This window comes from Streptomyces sp. NPDC016459 (assembly GCF_040632845.1).
Lineage (GTDB): Bacteria > Actinomycetota > Actinomycetes > Streptomycetales > Streptomycetaceae > Streptomyces.
In genome coordinates this window covers 14,435-31,711 of the sequence record NZ_JBEYCR010000009.1, presented here as the reverse complement: position 1 = coordinate 31,711, position 17,277 = coordinate 14,435, and the positions used below count along the sequence as shown (strand labels likewise).

At 71.2% G+C, this 17,277-nt stretch carries 17 protein-coding genes; 1 reads left to right on the top strand and 16 read right to left on the bottom strand.

Annotated features, from left to right (window positions below):
- Positions 1–23: 23 nt before the first annotated feature.
- The 13 genes from ABZ567_RS21790 to ABZ567_RS21730 all read right to left on the bottom strand — a co-directional run bounded on the left by ABZ567_RS21790 (position 24) and on the right by ABZ567_RS21730 (position 13,898).
- Positions 24–1,421 carry a cytochrome P450 gene (locus tag ABZ567_RS21790; protein ID WP_360792402.1) on the bottom strand — a complete coding sequence of 466 codons (1,398 nt, stop codon included), beginning with the start codon at positions 1,419–1,421 and terminating at the stop codon, positions 24–26.
- A 191-nt stretch (positions 1,422–1,612) separates the two neighbouring features.
- Entirely contained in the window at positions 1,613–4,441 is a 2,829-nt protein-coding gene (locus ABZ567_RS21785) for a DEAD/DEAH box helicase (protein ID WP_360792400.1), read from the bottom strand.
- A 44-nt stretch (positions 4,442–4,485) separates the two neighbouring features.
- Positions 4,486–5,481: a diacylglycerol kinase gene (locus tag ABZ567_RS21780; RefSeq protein ID WP_360792398.1), complete on the bottom strand. Its 996-nt coding sequence runs from the start codon at positions 5,479–5,481 to the stop codon at positions 4,486–4,488.
- 41 nt (positions 5,482–5,522) lie between these two features.
- Positions 5,523–6,425, bottom strand: coding sequence for a twin-arginine translocase subunit TatC (tatC, locus tag ABZ567_RS21775; RefSeq protein WP_360792797.1), 903 nt, complete (start codon positions 6,423–6,425; stop codon positions 5,523–5,525).
- A 106-nt stretch (positions 6,426–6,531) separates the two neighbouring features.
- On the bottom strand, positions 6,532–6,828 hold the full coding sequence (gene tatA / locus ABZ567_RS21770) for a Sec-independent protein translocase subunit TatA (protein ID WP_360792396.1): 297 nt from the start codon (positions 6,826–6,828) through the stop codon (positions 6,532–6,534).
- 185 nt (positions 6,829–7,013) lie between these two features.
- Complete coding sequence (locus tag ABZ567_RS21765; RefSeq protein ID WP_360792394.1) at positions 7,014–7,211, bottom strand: hypothetical protein; 198 nt, start codon at positions 7,209–7,211, stop codon at positions 7,014–7,016.
- Between the two features lie 81 nt (positions 7,212–7,292).
- Positions 7,293–7,556 carry a hypothetical protein gene (locus ABZ567_RS21760; RefSeq protein ID WP_360792392.1) on the bottom strand — a complete coding sequence of 88 codons (264 nt, stop codon included), beginning with the start codon at positions 7,554–7,556 and terminating at the stop codon, positions 7,293–7,295.
- Between the two features lie 57 nt (positions 7,557–7,613).
- Positions 7,614–8,579 carry a WYL domain-containing protein gene (locus tag ABZ567_RS21755; protein WP_360792390.1) on the bottom strand — a complete coding sequence of 322 codons (966 nt, stop codon included), beginning with the start codon at positions 8,577–8,579 and terminating at the stop codon, positions 7,614–7,616.
- 16 nt (positions 8,580–8,595) lie between these two features.
- Positions 8,596–9,552, bottom strand: coding sequence for a WYL domain-containing protein (locus ABZ567_RS21750; protein ID WP_360792388.1), 957 nt, complete (start codon positions 9,550–9,552; stop codon positions 8,596–8,598).
- Between the two features lie 154 nt (positions 9,553–9,706).
- Entirely contained in the window at positions 9,707–10,087 is a 381-nt protein-coding gene (locus ABZ567_RS21745) for an FKBP-type peptidyl-prolyl cis-trans isomerase (protein ID WP_360792386.1), read from the bottom strand.
- A 43-nt stretch (positions 10,088–10,130) separates the two neighbouring features.
- On the bottom strand, positions 10,131–11,072 hold the full coding sequence (locus ABZ567_RS21740) for an FKBP-type peptidyl-prolyl cis-trans isomerase (protein WP_360792384.1): 942 nt from the start codon (positions 11,070–11,072) through the stop codon (positions 10,131–10,133).
- A gap of 114 nt (positions 11,073–11,186) precedes the next feature.
- Positions 11,187–12,548, bottom strand: coding sequence for a Pup--protein ligase (pafA, locus tag ABZ567_RS21735; RefSeq protein ID WP_359214521.1), 1,362 nt, complete (start codon positions 12,546–12,548; stop codon positions 11,187–11,189).
- A gap of 69 nt (positions 12,549–12,617) precedes the next feature.
- Positions 12,618–13,898 carry an MFS transporter gene (locus ABZ567_RS21730; protein ID WP_360792382.1) on the bottom strand — a complete coding sequence of 427 codons (1,281 nt, stop codon included), beginning with the start codon at positions 13,896–13,898 and terminating at the stop codon, positions 12,618–12,620.
- 122 nt (positions 13,899–14,020) lie between these two features.
- Here ABZ567_RS21730 and ABZ567_RS21725 point away from each other — a divergent pair, with 122 nt between their 5' ends.
- A complete protein-coding gene (locus ABZ567_RS21725; protein ID WP_360792380.1) occupies positions 14,021–15,109 on the top strand; it encodes a LacI family DNA-binding transcriptional regulator in 1,089 nt (362 codons plus the stop codon).
- 140 nt (positions 15,110–15,249) lie between these two features.
- Here ABZ567_RS21725 and prcA read toward each other — a convergent pair whose 3' ends face one another.
- From prcA to ABZ567_RS21710, 3 genes are all read right to left on the bottom strand, one after another.
- Complete coding sequence (gene prcA / locus ABZ567_RS21720; RefSeq protein WP_360792378.1) at positions 15,250–16,002, bottom strand: proteasome subunit alpha; 753 nt, start codon at positions 16,000–16,002, stop codon at positions 15,250–15,252.
- A gap of 46 nt (positions 16,003–16,048) precedes the next feature.
- Positions 16,049–16,888 carry a proteasome subunit beta gene (gene prcB, locus ABZ567_RS21715; protein ID WP_360792376.1) on the bottom strand — a complete coding sequence of 280 codons (840 nt, stop codon included), beginning with the start codon at positions 16,886–16,888 and terminating at the stop codon, positions 16,049–16,051.
- A 160-nt stretch (positions 16,889–17,048) separates the two neighbouring features.
- The gene (locus tag ABZ567_RS21710) at positions 17,049–17,261 is read right to left on the bottom strand and encodes a ubiquitin-like protein Pup (RefSeq protein ID WP_073818441.1); all 213 of its coding nucleotides are present in this window, start codon (positions 17,259–17,261) and stop codon (positions 17,049–17,051) included.
- Positions 17,262–17,277: the final 16 nt, after the last annotated feature.

Here is a 17,277-nt window from a genome sequence, read left to right as displayed (position 1 = left end):
GGCTCCCCGCCGTTGCGTACGCCTCAGCGCCGCGCGTGGACCGTTGCCAGGACGTCTCGGTCCGGCTGGAGGGTGAGGCTCGGGACCGGGCGGATGTCGTCGGTGGTGAGGTCCAGGTGGTAGCGGCGGGCGAGGACGGCGAGGACGAGGACGGATTCGACGAGGGCGAAGCGGGTGCCGAGGCAGACGCGGGGGCCGCCGCCGAAGGGGAACCAGGCGTATTCGGGTATGTCCTCGGCGGGTTCGCCGTCCTTGTTCGTGAGCCAGCGCTCGGGGCGGAAGGCTTCCGCGTCGCCGTACCAGCGGGGGTCGCGGTGGGTGGCCCACTGACTCGACCAGACGCGGGTGCCGGCGGGGACGGCCCTGCCGCCGAGGGTGGCGCCCTCCTTGGCCAGTCCGGTGATGAGCCAGATCGTCGGGTAGAGCCGCAGGGTCTCCTTGATGACGGCCTGGGTGTAGGTGAGGGACGCGTAGTCGTCGTAGCCGGGTTCGCGGTCGGTGAGGACCCGGTCGAGTTCTTCGGTGAGGGTGTCGCGGACCCCGGGGTTGCGGGAGAGCAGGTACCACGCCCAGACGAGGGTGGAGCTGGTCGTCTCGTGGCCGCCGATGTAGAGGGTGACCGTCTCGTCGCGGATCTCCTGGTCGGTGAGCGGCGTGCCGGTCTCGTCGCGGGCGGCGAGGAGCCGGCTGAGGAGATCGGGGCGCTCGGTCTCGCCGTCGCGGTGGCGGGAGACGACACGGGAGACCTCCGCGTCGATGACGGCGGTGGCGCGTTTGATGCGGGTGCGGCCCGGGGTGGGGACCCAGTCGGGCAGCACTGCTCCGATGCCGCTGAACTCGGCGCCTATCTCCTTCTGGGCGATGTCCATGGCCTGGCCGATGGCTTCGGCGTCGGCGGCGGTGTCGACGCCGAAGATGGTGCGGACGGCGATGAGTTGGGTGAGGGCGGCCATGTCCTTCTTGATGTCGACCTGCTGTCCGTCGGTCCACCGGTCGGCGAGTGCGACGGCGCAGTCGGTCATGGTGGTTGCGTAGGAGCGGACCTGCTTGGGGCGCACGGAGGGTTGCACGAGTGAGCGTTTGCGTCGCCAGTCTGCTCCTTTGGAGACGATGACGCCGTTGCCCAGGAGTGTGCGGAAGGCGATGCCGAGATCGGGCTGGTCGAAGCTTCGCTCGACTTCGGTGAGGAGTTCGCCGACGGTGTCGGGGTGGGCGATGAACAGGCAGGACTTGCGTCCGAAGCGCCAGTGGACGAAGTCGCCGCGGTCCCTGAGCTGTTCGAAGAAGCCGAGGGGGTCCTTGCCGAACGCGGGCAGGTTTCCGAGGAGGGGTACTCCTCGGGGGCCCTTCGCGATTCCCGGCGACGGCGGTGCCGTGTCGCCGCGTGTCCCGGCGTGTGGATGACCGGCCTGCGTGGTCATGTGCGTCCCTCCCCAACTTGCTTGTCCTGCTGGTGAGTCCATGCAAGCGGAAGGGTCCTCCTGGCGCCACCCCTGTGGACAACGGCCTGTGGACAACGGCGCGGGGGTGGGACCCATGGGAACGCCGAGTGCCCGTGGCCTGGTCGCCACGGGCACTCGTCCCGAAGGGAAGGAGGGGAAAGGAGCGGTCGTCAGCCCACCGAGCTGTACGCGACGACACCCCTCAGCAGTGAGTCCACGGCCTTGCGGGCGTTCTTGGCGACGGTGCTGTTCTCCCTGGGCGCCGCCGCGGCGATCTGTCCGAGGACGTCGATGACCTGCTTGCACCAGCGGACGAAGTCTCCGGCGGGCATCTCGACCTCACGCAGCACTTCGTCGAGGCTCTTGTCGGAGGCCCACTGGTAGGCGGCCCAGGCGAATCCGAGGTCGGGCTCGCGCTGGCCGACCCCCTCCGCCTGGTTGATCTTGAACTCCTCTTCGAGGGCGTCGAGGCGGCCCCAGATCCTGACCATCTCGCCGAGTGCCGCCTTGGCGTTGCCGGCGGGCAGCTTGGGTGCGACGGCGTCGTCGGACTGGCGGGCTTCGAACACCAACGCGGAGGCGCACGCGGCCAGTTCGGCGGGGGTGAGGCCTTCCCAGACGCGGTCGCGGAGGCACTCGCTGGCGAGCAGGTCGAGTTCGCCGTAGAGCCTGGCGAGCCGCTTGCCGTTGTCGGTGACGTCGCCGCCCCGGAGGTAGTCGAGTTCGGTGAGGAGGGCGACGATCCGGTCGAAGGTGCGGGCGATGGTGTTGGTGCGGCCTTCGATGCGCCGCTCCAGCTGCTGGGTGTCGCGCTGGAGACGGTGGTAGCGCTCGGCCCAGCGGGCGTGGTCCTCGCGTTCGTCGCAGCCGTGGCAGGGGTGGGCGCGGATCTCGGTGCGGAGCCTGGCGATCACGCGGTCGTCGGCGGCGGCGGAGCGCTGCTTCTGGTGGCGGTCCGGGTTGATGTGTCCGGCCTTGCTGCGCAGCGCGGAGGCGAGGTCGCGGCGGGACTGCGGGGATCGCGGGTTGAAGGACTTGGGGATCCTCATGCGCTCCAGTGCCTCGACGGGGACGGGGAAGTCGATGGAGGCGAGCCTCTTGACCTGTCGTTCCGCGGTGAGGACGAGGGGGCGTGGCCCGTCGTGGTGCTCGAAGCCGCGGTGGCCGTTGGTGCGGCCCGCCGGGATGCCCGGGTCGAGGACCAGGGCGAGTCCGGCGAACTTGCCGGTGGGGACGTGGATGACGTCGCCGGGCTTGAGCTTCTCCAGGGAGCCGGCGGCCTGGGCGCGGCGCTGGGCGGCGCCCTGCTTGGCCAGTTCGGTCTCGCGGTCCTTGAGGTCGCGGCGGAGCCGTGCGTACTCCTCGAAGTCTCCGAGGTGGCAGGTCATGCCCTCGCGGTAGCCGTCGAGTCCTTCTTCGTTCCTCTGCACCTGCTTGGAGATGCCGACGACGGAGCGGTCGGCCTGGAACTGGGCGAAGGAGGTTTCGAGGAGTTCGCGGGAGCGGTGCCGGCCGAACTGGTCGACGAGGTTGACCGCCATGTTGTACGAGGGCCGGAAGCTGGAGCGCAGGGGGTACGTGCGGGTGCCGGCGAGTCCGGCGAGGTGCTCGGGGTCGAGACCGCGCTGCCACAGGACGACGGCGTGGCCTTCGACGTCGATGCCACGGCGTCCGGCGCGGCCGGTGAGCTGGGTGTACTCGCCGGGGGTGATGTCGGCGTGCTGTTCGCCGTTCCACTTGACGAGCTTTTCCAGGATGACGGTTCGCGCGGGCATGTTGATGCCGAGGGCGAGGGTCTCGGTGGCGAAGACGGCTTTCACGAGGCCGCGGACGAAGAGCTCCTCGACGACCTCCTTGAAGGTGGGGAGCATGCCGGCGTGGTGGGCGGCGATGCCCCGCTCCAGGGCTTCGAGCCACTCGTAGTAGCCGAGGACGTGGAGGTCCTCGCTGGGGATGGCGGCGGTGCGCTCCTCGACGATCTCGCGGACGCGTCGGCGTCCGTCGTCGTCGTTGAGGCGGAGTCCGGCGTAGAGGCACTGCTGGACGGCGGCCTCGCAGGCGGCGCGGCTGAAGATGAAGGTGATGGCGGGCAGGAGCCCTTCGGCGTCGAGGCGCTCGATGACCTCGGGGCGGCCGGGGGTCCAGATGCGGGAGCGCTGGCGGCGCTCGCGCTCGCGGTCGGCCTCGCGGACCATCTTGCCGCGTCGCCGGTCGCGCGGGTTGTACGTGCGCGTGTTCTCGGTGCGGGCGAGGCGGAGGAGGTCGGGGTTGACCTCGCGGCGGGAGGCGCCGCGGCCACCGTGGTCGGTCTCCTCCTCGAAGAGGTCGTACATCCGGCGTCCGGCGAGGACGTGCTGCCAGAGGGGGACGGGGCGGCTCTCGGAGACGATGACCTCGGTGTCGCCGCGGACGGTGTCGAGCCAGTCGCCGAACTCCTCGGCGTTCGACACGGTGGCGGAGAGCGAGACGAGGGTGACGGATTCGGGGAGGTGGATGATCACTTCCTCCCAGACGGCGCCTCGGAAGCGGTCGGAGAGGTAGTGGACCTCGTCCATGACGACGTATCCGAGGCCGGAGAGGGCCTGCGATCCCGCGTACAGCATGTTGCGGAGGACTTCGGTGGTCATGACCACGATCGGCGCGTCGCCGTTGACGCTGTTGTCCCCGGTGAGGAGGCCGACCTTGTCGGCGCCGTACCGCCTGACGAGGTCGGCGTACTTCTGGTTCGACAGTGCCTTGATGGGTGTCGTGTAGAAGCATTTGCGGCCCTGGGTGAGGGCCAGGTGGACGGCGAACTCGCCGACGATGGTCTTGCCGGAGCCCGTGGGCGCTGCGACGAGCACGCCCTTGCCCGCTTCGAGGGCCTGGCAGGCCTCGATCTGGAAGGGGTCCAGATCGAACTCGTACATCTCGCGGAAGGGGGCGAGCGCGGTGGCCTGCTCGGCGTTGCGGGCGCGGGCGGCCGCGTACGCCTCGGCTGGTGTGAGGTCCTCTGTCATCTTGTCGTCGAGCCTACCCGCCCCCTGTGACAGTGACGCGATCTTTATCGAGGGGATCGAGGGGATGTGGAGAGCCCCGGGCAGGGGGCCAGGACGCGCAGGGCGGCGGGTACGCATTCCACGGTGAGGGGCAGCGGGCCGAGGGGCTCGCCGTCGGCGTAGCCGGTGGTGTCGGGGGCGTCCAGGGTGAGGGAGCGGACGCGGTACGTGGTGACCTTGGGGTGGTCGAGGTGGGTGCCCTTGTAGACGCGGGGGAAGACCTTGATCAGGGTGGTGCGGTCGCAGTCCCCGACGACGGTGACGTCGAGGAGTCCGTCGTCGGTGCGGGCGTCGGCGCAGATGCGCATGCCGCCGCCGTAGGAGCTGCCGTTGCCGACGGCGACGAGGGTGGCGTCGGTCTCGACGACGTGTCCGTCGTCGAGGGTGAGGCGGTAGGGGACGGGTCGGAAGCCGGCGAGTTCGGCGATGATCGCGAGGTCGTACGTGAAGCGTCCGGCGGGGATGCGCATGCGGTTGCCCCGGTCGTTGACGCGGGAGTCGAAACCTGAGGCGAGGACGGTGCCGTACCAACGGGGGGCGGGACCGCCGAGGGCGGTGGGGCCAGTGGGGCCGCCGGCCGGGGCTCCCGCGGCTGCGGGTCCGCGGCTGATCCGTCCCAGGTCGATGTTCCGGCCGCCGGTGGTCTTGAGGATCTCGGCGGTGACCCCGGCCGCGGCGCCCGGGTCCCGGAGGGGCAGGCCGAGGGTGCGGGCGAAGTCGTTTCCGGTGCCCGCGGCGATGACGCCGAGGGGGGTGCGGGTGCCGGCGACGGCTCGGAGGGCGAGGGAGACCATGCCGTCGCCGCCGACGGCGACGAGGGCGCCGGTGCCCTCGGCGACGGCCTCGCGGGCGCGCCTGAGGGCGTCGGCGGCGTCGTGTCCGAGGACGGTACGGACGGCGAAGCCCGCGTCCCTGAGGGCGCGGGCGGCGGGCTGGGCGGCGTGGGCGCCGCGTCCGCGGCCCGCGGTGGGGTTGACGAAGAGGGTGATGTCGCTGGTCATGGGCGGTCCCCCCGGACGGAGTCTGGGGGGACCCTACAAGATCAGGTGATGTCGTCGTAACCGTTGACCCGGTGGGGACTGATCGCGCCGTGCTCTCCGGTGGCCTGCTCGGGCAGGGCGCGGGAGGCGGCGACCGGTTCGACGGCGGCGACGGCCTCGGGCCTGAGGTCGAGAGCGGACGCCTCGTCGGCGTCGAGTTCGGCGTCGGGGTTGCGGCGTCGGCGTCGGCGGTCGTTGAGGAGGGAGAAGCCGACGGCGCCGAAGTACAGGACGGTGATGGGGCCGGCGAGGGCGATCATGCCGATGGGGTCGGTGGTGGGGGTGATGATGGCGCCGAAGACGAAGACGCCCATGATCACGCCGCGCCACCAGCCGGCCATGCGGCGGCCGGTGAGGACGCCGGTGAGGTTGAGCATGATCAGGACGAGCGGCAGCTCGAAGGCGAGGCCGAAGACGAGCACCATGCGCAGGGTGAAGTCGAGGACGTCACCGAGGGAGAGGATGTTCGCGGAGCCGCTGGGCGTGAGGCTGATGAGGACCTTAACGCTGATGGGGAGGATGAGGTAGGCGAGGTAGGCGCCCGCGGAGAAGAGCGGTACGGCCGCGCCGACGAAGGCGTAGGTGTACTTCTTCTCGCTCCTGTGCAGTCCTGGCGCGACGAAGGCCCAGAGCTGGTAGAGCCAGATGGGGCTCGCGACGACGAGGCCCGCGGTCAGCGACAGCTGGATCGTCGTGCTGAACGGCGCCATCAGCGTGTTGAAGGAGACGATCGCGCAGTTGCCACCGTCGCTGGTGACGTGCGGTGCGCAGGTGGGCACCGATCTCGTCAGGAACTGCATGAGCTCCTCGCTGTACACGAGGGCAACGATCGTCACCGCTGAGACGGCGAGGAGACCCTTCGCCAGTCGGTTGCGGAGTTCACGCAGGTGCTCCACGAGGGGCATCCGGCCCTCGGGATCCTTCTCCTGCTTGCGGGCAGACTTGGGCAACCCACGTCCTCATCTCGTGCGGCAGACCACCGCCGGGGCGCGGCGGCCGCGGCGGACCGGGTCAGCGCTTGGTGGTGTCCGAGGGCTCGGTCACGGGACGCGAGCTGGTCACGTCTCCGGGAGCGGCCTGGATGGTGCGCGGGGCGGGCTGGACCGGGGCGGTGGTGCCGGTGCCGGCGTGCGGCGGGTCGGCGGGGGCGCTCTGCTGGTCGTCCGACTTCATCGCCTTGGCCTCGCTCTTGAGGATGCGGGCGGACTTGCCGAGCGAGCGAGCCATGTCCGGGAGCTTCTTGGCGCCGAACAGCAGGATGATGACGACGAGGATCAGAATGATCTCGGTGGGGCCGAGCCTACCCATAGCTGTGTACCTTCTTCACCGAGGCGACATGGAGTGCGTGCCCGGCGGGTCGGACGGGTGTCCGGCCACCGCGCTGCCTGCGATCGTAACCCGCAGGAGTAAACACAGGGCAATGCCCGTGCATACTCCCGATTGCGTCCCGCGTGCCCGGTCCAGGGCCGCTTCGTGCAGCGTACGGCACGGACTCAGCGCAGGTTCTCGGCGGATCCGGCCAGGCCGGCGGCGGCGGTTTCCAGCTCTTCGGCGGCCTGGTTGATCCGCTGTGTGGTGAGTGCCACTTGACGGCCGAGGCGTTGGACTTCGAGGAAGACCTTGATGGCCAGGACGCCGAGGACGGCGAGGCCGAGGAAGCCGAGGGCGATGGCGAGCATGGGCCAGAACATGTGCTGAGCCTAGACGCTGGGTGGGGGGCGGCCGGGGCGTGGGCCCGCTCGGGCAGGGGTGGAGGGGCCGGGGTGGGCCGCTCAGACGGTGGAGTGGAGGCGCAGGGTCCGGACGCCGCCGCCGGTGAGGAGTTCGACGATGCGCTCGCCCGCGGGCTTGCGTACGGAGCTGCCGCACTCGGGGCAGGTGAAGGAGTAGAAGGTGGTGCGGCTGCTGGCGCCGATGGCGAGGCGCAGGGCGCTCGCGGAGAGTTCGAAGCGGGAGCGGCAGTCGGGGCAGGCGGCCTTGAAGAGGACCGGGGCCATCGCCGCCGTAGACCCGTGCATCACGGATAGTTCCCCCATCTCTCGACTCCCGCGTCCGCGGCTACGTCCGTCACTGCGTCCCCTCGGCGGAGAACGTCACTCGCCCTCGTACGCGGCGAGCGCGGCGGCGGCCGCCGTCCTCGCGTTGTCGGCGAGTTCCTGCGGCGCGACGATCCGCCCGTCGCTGCCGAGCCGCAGCGCGAGCCGCCGCAGCGACGCCGGGTCCGGCGTACGGAGGGTGATCCGCAGCCCGCCGTCGGACAGCTCCCCGGCCCGGTCGTGGGGGTAGTACTCGGCGACCCAGCGGCCGCCGGGGCCGACCTCGATCACCACCTCGGGGTCGTCGGCGGACGGCTGGACGAGACCCGCGGAGAGGTCGCGCAGCTCCAGCTCCGGCGGCGCCGCGTGCTCGTCGAGGATGCGGATCTCCACCACACGGTCGAGCCGGAAGGTGCGGCGCGCCTCGGACAGCCGGCACCACGCCTCCATGTACGTGTGGCCGACGGCGAACAGGCGGATCGGGTCGACCTCGCGCTCGGTGAGCTCGTCGCGCGCCGGCGAGTAGTAGCGCACCCACAGGCGCCGACGCTCCGAGATGGCCCGGTCGACCTCGGCGAAGACCCCGCCCTCCGATTCGAAGGTCACCGAGAGCCGGGAGCTGGCCCCGGCGGCCTCGCCAGCCGCGGCCTCCAGCTTGGCGGTGGCGCGCAGGAGCGCCTCCCGGTCGCTCTCGCGCAGTCCCGGCAGGGTGGCGACGGCACGGGCGGCGACGAGGAGTGCAGTCGCCTCGTCGGCGGCGAGCCGCAACGGCGCGGCGGCCTCCGCGCTGAGCGCGCTCGGGTTGCGCCACCAGATCCGGTCGCCGTCGGTGTCGATGTCGAGGAGGTCGCCGCCGCGGAAGCTGGTGCCGCACATGGGCAGCACGTCCAGGTCGGAGATCAGCTCGTCCTCGGTGATCCCGAAGGCGCGCGCGACGTCGGCGACGTGGGCGCCGGGGCGCTCGCGGAGGTAGGTGACGAGCGAGAGCATCCGCCTCGTCTGGTCGATCGCGTTGGCAGCCATGCGGTTCGTCTTCCCCTCAGCCCTTGGCCACGGCACGGAGCCGGTCCACCACGTCGGCGCGCAGATCGGCCGGTTCCAGTACGACGACATCGGGACCGAACTCGACGAGCCAGGCGTCGAGCCCGTGTCCGTACGGGATCTCCAGCTCGTCCCAGCCGTCGGTGCCCTCGCGTACGGACTGGGCGCGGGCCCGCAGGGGGTAGCCGCAGCCGGTGCGCAGCCGGATCCGGGCCGAGCGGGTGGCGGTCTCCCCCGCCCAGCTCTCCACGGTCTCCCGGACGGTGACGACGTCGGGCACGGGTGCGGTGAAGGCGCCGGCCCGGGAGCGGACCTTGCCGGTGATCCGGGAGAGGCGGAAGACGCGCTCCGCGCCGCGGTCGCGGTCCCAGCCGGCCAGGTACCAGTGGCCGCGCCAGCATTCGAGGGTCCAGGGCTCGACCTGGCGGGTCCCGGGGCGGGCGGCGTTGGCCTTGCGGTAGTCGAAGACGACGGGCCGACGGTCGCGGCAGGCCAGCATCAGCGGTTCGAAGGCGGCCTCGTGGACGGGGATGCGGGGTTCGAGGGCGCTGGGCTGGGTGTCGTACGAGTCCTCCGCCTCCGGCATGCCGGCGGCGCGGAGCTTCTGCAGGGCGCCGCTGGCGGCGCCGGCGAGGCGGGCCTGCTGCCAGACCTTCGCGGCCAGGCCGAGTGCGGCGGCCTCCTCGGCGTCGAGGGTGATGGGCGGCAGCCGGTTGGAGTCGCGACGGGCCAGGTAGCCGGTCTCGCCCTCCAGGTTCTCGACGGTCTCGATGACGAGGCCGAGCTCCCGCAGATCGTCCTTGTCGCGCTCGAACATGCGGTTGAAGGCGTCGTCGCCGCCGGCTTCGAGGTAGGCCTCGATGGAGCCGCGGAGTTCCCGCTTGCTCAGCGGACGGCGTGTCCCGAGGAGGCACAGCGCGAGATTCATCAGCCGCTCGGACTTGGCAATCGCCATCGACGCCCCGCACCTCTTTTGCCGGATCCACTTGTCGGACGTCCGACCGTACCGCCCCGGGGTGTCGGGGCCCAAGCCGAGGGCCCCCGCCGTGGACGGCGGGGGCCCTCACAGGACCGTCACGGGCCGGGACGGTGCCCGGCCGGGTTCCGGTTCAGCGCTTGGTGACGCCCACGAGGTCGCAGACGAAGATCAGCGTCTCGCCCGGGGCGATCTTGCCGCCGGCACCGCGGTCGCCGTAGGCGAGGTCCGCGGGGATGACCAGCTGGCGGCGGCCGCCGACCTTCATGCCCTGGACGCCACGGTCCCAGCCCTGGATGACCTGGCCGGCGCCGAGGTTGAAGTCGAGGGGGGCGCCGCGGTTCCAGGAGGCGTCGAACTCCTCGCCGGAGTCGAAGGACACGCCGACGTAGTGGACCTTCACGAAGTCACCGGCTTCGGCGAGCTCGCCGTCGCCCTCCCAGATGTCCTTGATCTCCAGGTCCTTCGGCGGCTCGCCACCCGGGAAGTCGATCTCGGGCTTCTCGATGCTCACTGAACTGCTCCTCATGCTGATGAACTGCGTGATCGGGACAGTCTTACACCTTCGTGAGGATGTCCATGGCGAACACCAGCGTGGAGTTCTTCGGAATCCCCTGCTGCTCCTTGTCGCCGAACGCCATCGCCGGCGGGGCGACGATCAGGACGCGGCTGCCGACCTTCTTGCCGACGAGGCCGTCCTTGAGGCCCTTCAGCGTGAGGTTGGCGAGCGGGAAGGTCGCGGGCTTGCCGCCGGTGTACGTCGAGTCGAAGACCTTGCCGTCCTTCCAGAGGGCGGCGACGTAGTTCACGACGACCGTGTCGGTGGCCTTCACGGCCTCGCCGTCGCCCTCGATCACATAGTTCGAGACGAGCTTCGTCGGCGGGGCGACCTTCGGGACGGTCAGCGTGGGCGCCTTGCCGTCGGTGTTCACCCCGACCTTCGGCAGGTCCTTGTTCTCCTGGGCGACCGGGGTGCCCGTGGCGGACTTCGGGATCGTGACGGCCTTCAGGATGTCCACGACGAAGACGAGGGTGGCGTTGGGCCCGATCTTCGGCGGCGAACCCTTCTCGCCGTAGCCGAGCTCCGGCGGGATGCCGATCTCGACGCGGCTGCCGACCTTCTGGCCCTCCAGGCCCTGGTCCCAGCCCTTGATGACCCCGCCCTCGCCGAGCGTCAGACTGAACGGCTCGCCACGGTCGAAGCTGTTGTCGAAGGGGGTGGTGGAGTCCCAGGCCTGACCCAGGTAGTTCACCTGGATCGAGTCGCCCTTCTTCGTCACCGCGCCTTTGCCCTCGCTGATGACGTTGACCTCGAGTTCCTTGGGCGGGTCACCCTCGCCCTTGGAGAGGGTCGGCTTCTCCCCGAACTTCTGACCCGCGGTGATGGCGGGCAGTCCGTTCTTCATCGAGGCGGAATCGGAGCCCTTGTCGTCGCTGCCGCACGCCGCTGTCGAGAGCAGCAGCAGCGGGACGACGAGAAGGCCGGCAAGTCGGCGCACGTGTTCCTCAGATCTCAGACGGCACAGTAGTTGTGCCGACACTCTAGGGGACCCTCCTGTCACGTCGAGGGCCCCGCACGCCAAACGTGCGGGGCCCTGGCCGGTACGACCTGCCTACATTCCGGCGATCAGTTTTTCGACCCGGTCGTCGACGGAGCGGAACGGGTCCTTGCACAACACCGTGCGCTGCGCCTGGTCGTTCAGCTTGAGGTGGACCCAGTCGACGGTGAAGTCCCGCCGCTGCTCCTGGGCACGGCGGATGAAATCGCCGCGCAGCCTGGCCCGAGTGGTCTGCGGGGGCACCGACTTGCCCTCGAAGATCTTCAGGTCGTTGCAGATCCGCGCCGCCTGCCCGTTCTTCTGGAGCAGGTAGTAGAGCCCACGACGGCGGTGGATGTCGTGGTACGCGAGGTCTATCTGCGCGACCCTCGGGTTCGACATGGTCATGTTGTGCTTGGCCCGGTAGCGCTCGATGAGCCGGTGCTTCATGACCCAGTCGATCTCGGTCTCGATGCGGTCGAGGCGCTCGCTCTCGATGGCGTCGAGCGTGCGGCCCCACAGCTCCAGGACCTGGGCGACCGTGCCGGTCCGGATGCCCCGCCGGTCGACGAAGTCGACGGCCTTCTCGTAGTACTCGCGCTGGACCTCGAGGGCGGAGGCCTCGCGGCCGCTGGCGAGCCGGACCTTGCGCTGTCCGGTGATGTCGTGGCTGACCTCGCGGATGGCCCGGATGGGGTTCTCCAGGGTCAGGTCGCGCATCACCGTGCCCGCCTCGATCATGCGGAGCACCAGGTCGGTGGCGCCGACCTTGAGCAGCATGGTCGTCTCGGACATGTTCGAGTCGCCGACGATGACGTGCAGCCGGCGGTAGCGCTCGGCGTCGGCGTGCGGCTCGTCGCGGGTGTTGATGATGGGCCGCGAGCGGGTGGTCGCGGAGCTGACGCCCTCCCAGATGTGCTCGGCACGCTGGGAGACGCAGAACACCGCGCCCCGCGGGGTCTGGAGGACCTTTCCCGCGCCGCAGATGAGCTGCCGGGTGACGAGGAACGGAATGAGGATGTCCGCGAGCCGGGAGAACTCTCCGTGACGGGCGACGAGATAGTTCTCGTGGCACCCGTAGGAGTTTCCGGCCGAGTCGGTGTTGTTCTTGAAGAGGTAGACGTCGCCTGCGATTCCCTCCTCGTGCAGGCGGCGTTCGGCGTCGACGAGCAGGCCCTCGAGAATGCGCTCGCCGGCCTTGTCGTGGGTGACCAGTTCGGTCACGTCGTCGCATTCCGGTGTGGCGTATTCCGGATGCGATCCCACGTCCAGGTACAGGCGGGCGCCGTTCCGCAGGAAGACATTGCTGCTGCGGCCCCATGACACGACACGGCGGAAGAGGTAGCGCGCCACTTCGTCAGGAGACAGTCGGCGCTGTCCCCTGAACGTGCACGTGACGCCGTACTCGTTCTCCAGCCCGAAAATGCGGCGGTCCATGTCTGAACATTACGCCTGACGGCCTGTGCTGAAACCGGGTTGGGCGTTCCCGTTTCGATCATTTTCCGATCAGTGCGTGTTCTTTTCGCTGTGTACTGGGGTGGGGGCGCCCGCGCCCACGGCGTGTCGCGCGTCGGCCGCGGGGGTGTCGGAGGCCGGGGGCGCGCCGAGGACGCGGCCGGTCGCCAGGAGGACGAGGAAGGCGATCAGGCCGCCCGCTGCGGCGACGGCGAAACCGGAGACGGTCCCCGCGAGTTCCACGGCTGGTCCCGCCACGGCCGAGCCGAGGGCGGAGCCGACTCCGAAGGTCGTGACGAGCCAGGAGAAGGCCTCGGTCACGGTCCCGCGCGGCGCGTGCCGGTCCACGACGATGAAGGCGCAGGCGAGCGCGGGCGCCAGGAACACGCCGGAGAGGACCGAGAGACCGGTCATGGCGACGGGGCCCGGCGTGAGCACGAGGGGCAGGTAGCAGACGGCGAGCAGCAGGACGAGCACGCGAAGCCGCCGTTCGGGGGCGCCGGACCACCGGCGGGCGCCGTAGGCGACGCCGCCGAGGAGCGCGCCGAGGCCGAGGGCCGCCATCAGCCAGCCGTAGACGGACGGGGCGCCGCGGTCGTCCGCGTAGGCGACGGCGGCGACGGTGATGGAGCCGAGTGCGAGGCCGACGAAGAAGAAGGAGCCGAGGAGGGCGAGGAGCCCCGGTGAGCGCAGGGCGCCCAGCCAGTGGGCCTCCCGGGGCGCGGAGCGCCAGGTGCGGGAGGGCTCGGAGAGGACGACGGAGAGGGCTCCGAGGACGCCGAGGAGGTTGATGACGAGGAGGGCGGCGGCGGGCGACCGGAGGGAGACGAGGAGGGTCAGCAGGAGGGGGCCCGCGGTGAACATGACCTCCTGCGCGACCGCGTCGAGGGCGTACGCCCGGTGGACCCGGTCCTCGCGGCCGAGGACGCCGGGCCACAGGGCCCGCAGCCCGCCCTCCAGGGGCGGGGTGAAGAGGCCGGCGAGGACGACGGCCGCGTACGCGAGCGGGAGGTGGCCGATGCCGGTCAGGGCGAGGACGGCCATGCCGAGGGCGGAGAGGGCCGCGGCGGGGAGCTGCACCCGGGGCTGGCCCTTGAGGTCGACGGCGCGGCCGAGGAGGGGCTGGCCGACGGCGGTGGCGACGCCGTAGGCGGCGATGAGGCCGCCGGCGAGGGTGTAGCTGCCGCCCTGGTCGCGGACGAAGAGGGTGAGGGCGACGGGGCCGGTGCCGTTAGGCAGGCGTCCGAGCAGGGTGCCGGCGAGCAGCCGGGCGGCGTGCGGCGCCTGGAGTATGTCGAGATAGCCGCCGTGTGCCGGGGTCTCGGTGGCCATCTGGTCTCCCCTCGCCTCGGACCCGGCCGAGGTTTTACGTATAACGTCCTTCGTCATACGTACCATGTCGGCTGTACGCGGGTCCAGCCCGCACCCCGGAACCGTCCGACGCGGAGGCCCCAGTGCAGACCCCGGAGCCGCTCGGCGGCACCCGCCCCACCAGCCGGGACGTCGCCCGGGCCGCGGGCGTCTCCCAGGCCACCGTCTCCCTCGTGCTCGGCGACAAGTGGCGCGGCCGGGTCTCCGGGCGCACCGCCGACGCCGTCCGCGAGGCCGCCCGGAGCCTGGGGTACCGGCCGAACCTCGCCGCCCGCAGCCTCCGGCTCGGCAGCACCCGGACCGCCCTCCTCGTGGTCCCGGCCCTCACCAACGAGTTCTTCGCCCACGTCTACACGGGCGCCGCCGCCGAGGCGGCCCGGCACGGCTTCGGCGTCGTCCTCTACCCCTCCCCCGACGGCCTCGGCCCCGCGCGTGACCCCTTCGCCTCGGCGCAGGCCGCCCTCGACGGCGTGATCGCCTCCTCGATGGCGACCGACGCCCTGGAGGCCTTCCGGGGCACCGACCTGCCGCTCGTCATGCTCGACAGCGACCCGGCCGACCCCGGCGCCGCCGCGCACGTGAACCTCGACGTCGCCGACGGCATGCGCCAGGTGACCGGGCACCTGCTCGGACTCGGTCACCGCCGCTTCCTGCACCTGGCGTCCGCCGCCCCGTCCTGGACGTTCGACGTGCGGGCCGCCACGCTCGCCCACGCCCTGCGCGGGACGGAGGTGCGCACCGTACGGTCGCCGCTGAACGTCGCGGACGCGTGGGAGGCCGCGGGGCGGGCCCTCACCGCGCCCGGCCCCCGTCCCACGGCGGTGATCTGCGACGACGACATCCTCGCGGCCGGCGTCTGCAAGGCCGCGCGGCGGCTCGGACTCCGGGTCCCCGAGGACCTGTCGGTCACCGGCTTCGACGACATGGCCCTCGCGACCGTCGTCGACCCGGAGCTGACCACGGTCCGGCTGCCCGCCGAGGAGTTCGGGCGGCGGGGCATGGTGGCGCTGCTCGCCGTCCTCGCGGGCGACCGGCCCGCCCCGGCCTCTCTGCCCGCGGTGCTCGTCCCCCGCGGCTCCACGGGCCCCGCACCGGCCCTCCTGGGCTCCGCCGACCCCGCCTCGGCGCTCGGGGCCCCCGAAGGCTCCGCGGGCCCGCCACCGACTCCCTGAGGCCTGTGCGGGGCGGCCTGCGGAGGTACGCCGAAGGGGCCCGGTCGCCCAGGGCCCCTGAGGCCTGTGCGGGGCGGGGCGGGCCGTACGCCGAAGGGGGCCCGGTCGCCGTGGACCGGGCCCCCTTCGGGTGGGTGGGTCTACTCCTCGGGCGCCTCGTCCGACGGCTCGTCCGTCTTCGTCACCGCCGCGTTGTCCGCCTGCAGGAGGCGCGACAGCTGGCGGCCGACGATCCGCTTGAACTTGCGCTGCTGCGGACGCGTGCGGTCGAGGACCGCCACTTCGAGCCGCTCCGCGGGGATCTCCCGCTCGCTGCCGTTGGTGTCCCGCGAGAGCGCCTGCACGGCCAGCTTCAGGGCCTCGGCCAGGGACATGCCGTCCCGGTGCCGCTGGTCCAGGAAGGAGCTGATCTGCTCCGCGTTTCCGCCGACCGCGACCGAGCCGTGCTCGTCCACGATCGAGCCGTCGTGCGGCAGCCGGTAGATCTGGTCACCCGACGAGTCCTCCCCGACCTCGGCGACGACCAGCTCGACCTCGTACGGCTTCTCCCCCGCGCTGGAGAAGATCGTGCCCAGCGTCTGGGCGTAGACGTTGGCCAGGCCGCGCGCGGTGACGTCGTCCCGGTCGTAGGTGTAGCCGCGCAGGTCGGCGTAGCGCACACCGCCGATGCGGAGGTTCTCGTACTCGTTGTACTTGCCGGCGGCGGCGAAGCCGATCCGGTCGTAGATCTCGCTGAACTTGTGCAGCGCGCGGGACGGGTTCTCGCCGACGAAGACGATGCCGTCGGTGTACTGGAGGACGACCAGGCTGCGGCCTCGGGCGATGCCCTTGCGGGCGTACTCCGCCCGGTCGGCCATGGCCTGCTGGGGTGAGACGTAGAACGGAGTGGACACCGGCGGTCCGTCCCTTTCTTCTGGGCTTCTGCAGAACGACGGGGGGTCAGAGCAGGGCGGCGCGCGGCCCGTCGGGCTGCTCGAGGCGCCGTGCGGTGACCGCTCGGGCCAGCTCGGAGGACTCGGCCTCGGTGAGCCTGCGGTAGCCCTCGTCGGTGATGACCGTGACGATCGGGAAGATCCGGCGTGCCATGTCGGGGCCGCCGGTCGCCGAGTCGTCGTCCGCCGCGTCGTAGAGCGCCTGGACGACCAGGGTGGTGGCCTCCTGCTCGGTCAGGTCGGCGCGGTACAGCTTCTTCATCGAACCGCGCGCGAAGATCGAGCCGGAGCCGGTGGCGGCGAACCCGTGCTCCTCGGAGCGGCCGCCGGTCACGTCGTACGAGAAGATGCGACCCTTCTCCTTCGACTCGTCCCAGCCCGCGAAGAGCGGCACGACGGCGAGTCCCTGCATGGCCATGCCGAGGTTGCCGCGGATCATGGTGGAGAGACGGTTCGCCTTGCCCTCGAGGGAGAGCGTCACGCCCTCCACCTTCTCGAAGTGCTCCAGCTCCAGCTGGAACAGCTTGACCATCTCCACGGCGAGACCGGCGGTGCCGGCGATGCCGACCGCGGAGTACTCGTCGGCCGGGAAGACCTTCTCGATGTCCCGCTGCGCGATCATGTTCCCCATGGTGGCGCGCCGGTCGCCGGCGAGGACGACCCCGCCGGGGAACGTCGCGGCCACGATGGTCGTCCCGTGCGGGGCCTCGACGACGCCCTCCGGCAGACGCCGGTTGCCGGGGAGCTGATCCGGCGAGTGCGCGGACAGGAAGTCCATGAACGAGGACGACCCGGGCGTCAGGAAGGCCGCCGGCAGACGCCCGGTGCTACGAGGGTTGGCTTCCACGCGATTCCTTCCGGGTGGGAGAGTCGGTCCGCCGTGGGACGCGCGGGCCGATCTTGATTGCTGTGCACGGACCTTACCCGTGCCACCGCTTGTCATCCGTCCCCGGACCCACGGCTTTCTCCGGGGCTCCGGGGACGGAGGACGACAGTGCGTGGGGCGGCTACTCGCCGCCCTTCTGCACGAAGGACCGCACGAAGTCCTCGGCGTTCTCCTCGAGGACGTCGTCGATCTCGTCCAGGACGGAGTCCACGTCCTCGCTCAGCTTCTCCTGGCGCTCCTGGAGGTCGGAGTTCGCCTCCGTGGTGGTCTCCTCGACCTCCTCCGTGGAACGCGTCGCCTTCTGCTGTCCGCCGCCGGTGTCCTTGGTCGCCATATACCTCACCCCGCTC